Below are 4,845 nucleotides of genomic sequence, written 5' to 3'. Positions count from 1 at the left end.
GACTTAATCTTGCAAATTCATTTTTTAACCAGCTACCAGCAGAAATCGGATCCTGAACCGGATTCAATTGCTTGGGCCATTCAATATGAAAAGATTGCTTCAAAGAAACAGAAGTACTGCTCACGTGCGCTTCTACACCGAACAGTCCTGTTTTTCCCCAATTGATTGCCAGATAGTCTGCCATTACATGTTTCTCAAAAATAAAAAAACAATTCGAAAAGCGTTTTCACGAACAATTCGATTCATGAACTCGGTGAGATTGGTTAATTATCCTGATTGCTCCCCTGCAGTGTCGGCAAGGAGTACCCGGCTCCTAGATTACTCAAATCACGGATGTAAGTAATTCGAGGTGGAATAAATGTCCCATCAATGATGGCTTCCACCCGGGTGACCGGTCCTGGTTTTCCGAAATAGCCCAATGCCTGGGCACGAAATACGTCACCGCCACTACAAAGGTAAGGAGCCAGTTTTCTCATTTGTTCTATTGTCGTAAGTCCCTCAATGACAAGCCATCCTGTTGTTTGCCGTGCCTGACTGATTTCCGAGGAGGGGGCTCCGTTTGTACCGGTCATTTGGGAATTTACGATCGCAGAGGCTAAGTCTTCCTCCATATCAGGGATGCCCAACAGTGTTTCCAGCCGTGCTTCATCGACATCAATCCGTCCTTCAATGTACTGATTTTTGGTGGTTGTAAGAATGTCATGCAGGACAGGTAGATCCGCGGTCATGGCAGCGGGGTCAGCCAGCCAGGGACTTTGAAGTGTTGTCTTCTGTCCGTCAATTTCCGTTTCCACTTCAGATCCAATCAGATCATACAGAGAGTTGATTGTGAAGACGCCTCCGCCAGATAAGTCAATTCCCGCGCGTGTGACTGTCACACCTTCTTCAGAAAACAAAGCTTTCGCCAGTCCGTTGGCTAATTCGTTGAGCGCCTGCTCTTCGCTCAATCCACCACCCACGGTACTCGGGAAGCTTCCCGATTCCAGGTCAGCCAAAGTCTCCACGGGACCATTCGCACGATAAGCAACAATGAATTTGGCTTCGTCCGGCCCCAACTCTACTTCCAGCATGTCATATAATTCTGTCAGCATCGTCATATTCACATTGATCTTTTCTGAGCCATCAGGACGAATATTGATCTCGCGACTATGTACCGTGAAGTAGTCAAACCAACCAGGGTTTAGAATACCATCGGCGTTATCCAGGGGCAGAGTGGCATCGCCATCATTCTCATTCGGATCAAGAATCCCATTTCGATTCGTATCTTCGCCATATAACATTTCTGGACTGATATCACGTACCAGTAACAGTTCGTCTAACGATTCCAGCGGACCGTTTTTAGCAAAGTAAGGCGACTCTAATGTTTCGTAATAATCACTTTCTGCTCCGTATGTGCGCGTTTCGTCATCTTCGTCGATCCAGTCGAGTATGGCTGCCGCGATATCTTCGGTCATATTCGGGATATACATCATCCGATCAACGGCGTCGCCTTCTTCTTCCTCTTCCTCACTTGCCAGTATATTCAGATTCAGTTTTCCCGATTCATTCATTAAACCGAAGCGGACGGCATTGGTCTGCGAATCTGCGATAATCGGAGCAACCACACTGAAATAACCACTGGCGCGAGAGACCTCTTTTGGTAACAGATTGATATTCTGAAACTGTTCTGGATTATGATACGAATTCCAGCCGTCAATTTCTGATCGATCTCCTACATAAGCGGCTGCCAGTTCAATTCCCGATAAAGCCAGTTCGCGCGATTGAACCGAACGGCCATAAACATTAGTGGCTTCCATCTCAACGATCATTAATTCCGAAAATGTATAGGCTCCCAGACTGAGCATGACCACGACTACCAGAACCACCAGCAGCGTGCTTCCCGCGCGCACACTTCCCAATATTTCCCGATCTCGAAAATGTCGCCAGTGTTCATGATTTAAATTGGAATGATGCATCTTCTAAACTTATGTAAGTCGTTCTTAAAAGTCGCTGGAATCCTGTTCGATCGTCTGTAATATCGCCGGTAAAGCCAGCGGGAGTGCAATCACCATGCTGTAACTGTTCTCATAGCCATTAATTTTTGCATTTGTGATATTCAGCCCGCCCTCAACGTCATCATTGCGAAAGCCTATGGTTACTTTTATCGCCTGAGGTACGGTTCCATATTCAATACTGTCCCAGACCTCCAGCCAGTCAGTGCCATCAAAATATTGAAACTGTAAGCTGCCGATTTCCGGCGCTAATAACTGGGACTGCTCGGCTAATTGTACAAGATCGCCTGATTCATCTGCATTGCTCATCGATAATCGATCTCCTTCGAGACGGGCCAGACCCTGATTATCATTTCCCCCTCCCGCAGTCTCCCGGAATCGATCGCCAGCTGCACCTGCAAGTCCTTCTGAACCAGCGTTAGCCAGAAAATAAGAAATGGATAACAAATCACTCTGTGATTTTGTAGAGCTGTCAGATTGTGAAATGAACAATGATTGACGGGCAGGGCGACTGGTATGCAGTACGAGTGACTGAGCGTCGCCGTAAACGCCAATATTTCCAGAGGTATAAGCATCATCCGGATTGGTGATCTGAATCTCAACATCGTCCGTTGCTTCATCTGAATCGCTGCTGGAAGACTCTTCTTCTACTATATTTTGGACAAAAGTGACACTGTGTAAATCGTGTGTGAGTTTCTGAAATACAGCCCGCGCAATTTGGGCACGCTCCACCTGTTGCTGGCCGATGGTTGTATATTTCCAGTATAAATCCAAGGCAGAATAGATGGCGGCTAACAGCAGGGTGGTTAAACCGATAGCCAGAATGACTTCCAGTAATGTGAAGCCAGAGGATTGCTGAGAGCACCCTCGATTGCAGGAACGGTTACAGTTCATCACAGCGCCTCCAAATCGGTTTCACTTACAGATTGCACCGTATTGGCTGCATCCAAAAGCATCGCGGGATCTCTTACCTGACGCGTTAATTGATAACTGGAAAAGACCGTTTCCGATTCGCTCGCATATTGAACAGTCACCAAAAGCTTTAAGAGGTTCTCATAATCGCCTGGCTCAACGTCCAAACTCCATTTCCAGTTCTCATCATCGTTTTCGAAGGTAACCAGGGAGACCGATTCCATTGGTTGTACACCCGCCAATACTTCGGATAGTTTTGATTGACATTTTATGATCGCCTGAGTTCGTAGCTGTGCCTGCAATGCGGCACGGGATCCTATGCCAATCAATTGACTAATGGCAGCCAGAGCACCAAGAAAAATGGAAAGCGAAATCAGAACTTCCAGTAATGTAAGCCCGGATCGGCTCTGTTTAGATTTGAGCAAAATCAGTCTGTTTACTCTCATTTCGATTTCTCCCGATCGTAAGAAATCGTCGTACTTCCGGTCAGACCACGCAGATGAATGCCGGCAACCTGCCGATCTTCTTTCAGGATTTTATGCTTTAGATCAAAAGCGGCAGTTCCGTCGGGATAGAATGTAATCGGAAACGAACTTTCCATCCAGTTCCATTCTTTGGCATTCGGAAGCTTGGCCAGCCACTCAAAGGGGACAGCCGCTTCTTGGACTGTAGCTGAAAATTCTTTGCTGAACTGAAATTCCTCGGAGAGTTCCTGAGAAATAACCGGCTCTCTAAGGGAGGGCTGCTGAGAATCGGAAGCATCTGTTTCCAGTCCTAATATTCCCCGATCCACAGGAACAACCAGGTAGTGATTGCCTCCCGGTTCGAGAAACACTTGATAATTGATACCATCCTCGATGGCTCGAATGCGGGCGGCAGCGAAGGCAGAATTCACATCCTGCATGCTCTGTCTTAATCGGTTACCAGCACTGATTCTCAGCACGGCGGGCCATACAACAGAAACGAGCACCAGTAACAGACCAAGAACGATCAACATTTCGAACAGCGTAAACGCCGCGCGATGTTGTTGAGTATTCCCAGTCTTGTTCTGTTTGTTCGTCACTTGTGACGTCCCCTGAATTCATCTGCTACATGCCTTTTGCAATGTCAGATTATTTTGTCTGATCCCAGTTATTCACATCATCGCCTGAGCCATTTTCATCCTGCTGATTTGGCCCGAGTGACCAAATTGCCGGCTTGGTCGATTTCGCCTTATTGTTCGGATACTCATATTGAAAAGCCTGCCCCCATGCATCGAGAGGGATTGATTCCAGAAAAGGATCGACGGCTTTACCATCTGCGTCCGTTTCTGATAATAAGAGCTGAATCTGTTCCTGGCCTCCCTGTGGATATTCTCCATTATTATCGGCAGCGTATAGTTTGAATGCCTGCTCCAGATTGTGAATGCTGGCGCTCGTTGCTTTGATATTCGCTTTTTTCTGACTTCCTAAGAGGTTAGGAACAACCATCGCTGCAATCACGAGAATGATTCCTAATACAATCAGCATTTCTAAGAGCGTAAATCCATGACGCTTTTTTTGTTTCGGTTGTGGCTTGATTCGATACATGTCTCCATCCTTTTCACTTGATACATTTTCCAGAAGGCAATTTTCTGGTTCTACCTGACTGAGATAAAACCGCCTCACCCTTTATTATAGTAAACCTGAGCTTTGAAAAACCGGTAAAAGTAATGCCAACATGACAAAAACGACCACTGCCGCCATCAGCAACAGCATCACAGGTTCCAGCATACGAACGAACATGTCCAGCTTACGGTTCGTCTGGCGTTCCATATTATCCGCAATATCAATTAAAACCTGTTCCAGGTTATTCGCTTCTTCGCCCACGGCAATCATTTCAACCACCTCTTCGGGAAACTGCCCGCAGATGCTAAACGGTTCGGCAATCGATTTTCCAGAAGAGATACTTTCAGCCGCTTCAC

General features: G+C 46.6%; 7 protein-coding genes. All 7 read right to left on the bottom strand.

The genetic code is table 11. From position 1 onward, the window contains the following. Positions 1 to 184: hypothetical protein (locus tag Q0668_RS11150; RefSeq protein ID WP_298864324.1), on the bottom strand; the 184-nt coding region annotated here is incomplete at its 3' end. Between the two features lie 79 nt (positions 185 to 263). Further along, on the bottom strand, positions 264 to 1,955 hold the full coding sequence (locus tag Q0668_RS11145) for a type II secretion system protein GspK (RefSeq protein ID WP_298864321.1): 1,692 nt from the start codon (positions 1,953 to 1,955) through the stop codon (positions 264 to 266). A gap of 24 nt (positions 1,956 to 1,979) precedes the next feature. Next, a complete protein-coding gene (locus tag Q0668_RS11140; RefSeq protein ID WP_298864319.1) occupies positions 1,980 to 2,885 on the bottom strand; it encodes a prepilin-type N-terminal cleavage/methylation domain-containing protein in 906 nt (301 codons plus the stop codon). Further along, a complete protein-coding gene (locus tag Q0668_RS11135; RefSeq protein ID WP_298864318.1) occupies positions 2,885 to 3,349 on the bottom strand; it encodes a prepilin-type N-terminal cleavage/methylation domain-containing protein in 465 nt (154 codons plus the stop codon). Before Q0668_RS11135 ends, Q0668_RS11140 begins: the two co-directional genes overlap by 1 nt. Then, positions 3,346 to 3,966, bottom strand: a complete 621-nt coding sequence (locus Q0668_RS11130) for a prepilin-type N-terminal cleavage/methylation domain-containing protein (RefSeq protein WP_298864312.1) — start codon at positions 3,964 to 3,966, stop codon at positions 3,346 to 3,348. Before Q0668_RS11130 ends, Q0668_RS11135 begins: the two co-directional genes overlap by 4 nt. Before the next feature lie 49 nt (positions 3,967 to 4,015). Continuing rightward, complete coding sequence (locus Q0668_RS11125; protein ID WP_298864309.1) at positions 4,016 to 4,471, bottom strand: type II secretion system protein GspG; 456 nt, start codon at positions 4,469 to 4,471, stop codon at positions 4,016 to 4,018. An 84-nt stretch (positions 4,472 to 4,555) separates the two neighbouring features. Continuing rightward, on the bottom strand, positions 4,556 to 4,845 hold a 290-nt coding region (locus Q0668_RS11120), incomplete at its 5' end, for a type II secretion system F family protein (protein WP_298864306.1).

Origin of the sequence: uncultured Gimesia sp. (genome assembly GCF_937910335.1) — a bacterium.
In the GTDB taxonomy this organism is placed as follows: domain Bacteria; phylum Planctomycetota; class Planctomycetia; order Planctomycetales; family Planctomycetaceae; genus Gimesia.
This window is presented reverse-complemented; position numbering and strand designations above follow the sequence as displayed.

What these genes read in the sequence shown, in the direction of transcription:
- Q0668_RS11145 (WP_298864321.1), bottom strand. Translation starts at nt 1,955, where the DNA reads ATGCATCATTCCAATTTAAATCATGAACACTGGCGACATTTTCGAGAT.
- Q0668_RS11140 (WP_298864319.1), bottom strand. Translation starts at nt 2,885, where the DNA reads ATGAACTGTAACCGTTCCTGCAATCGAGGGTGCTCTCAGCAATCCTCT.
- Q0668_RS11135 (WP_298864318.1), bottom strand. Translation starts at nt 3,349, where the DNA reads ATGAGAGTAAACAGACTGATTTTGCTCAAATCTAAACAGAGCCGATCC.
- Q0668_RS11125 (WP_298864309.1), bottom strand. Translation starts at nt 4,471, where the DNA reads ATGTATCGAATCAAGCCACAACCGAAACAAAAAAAGCGTCATGGATTT.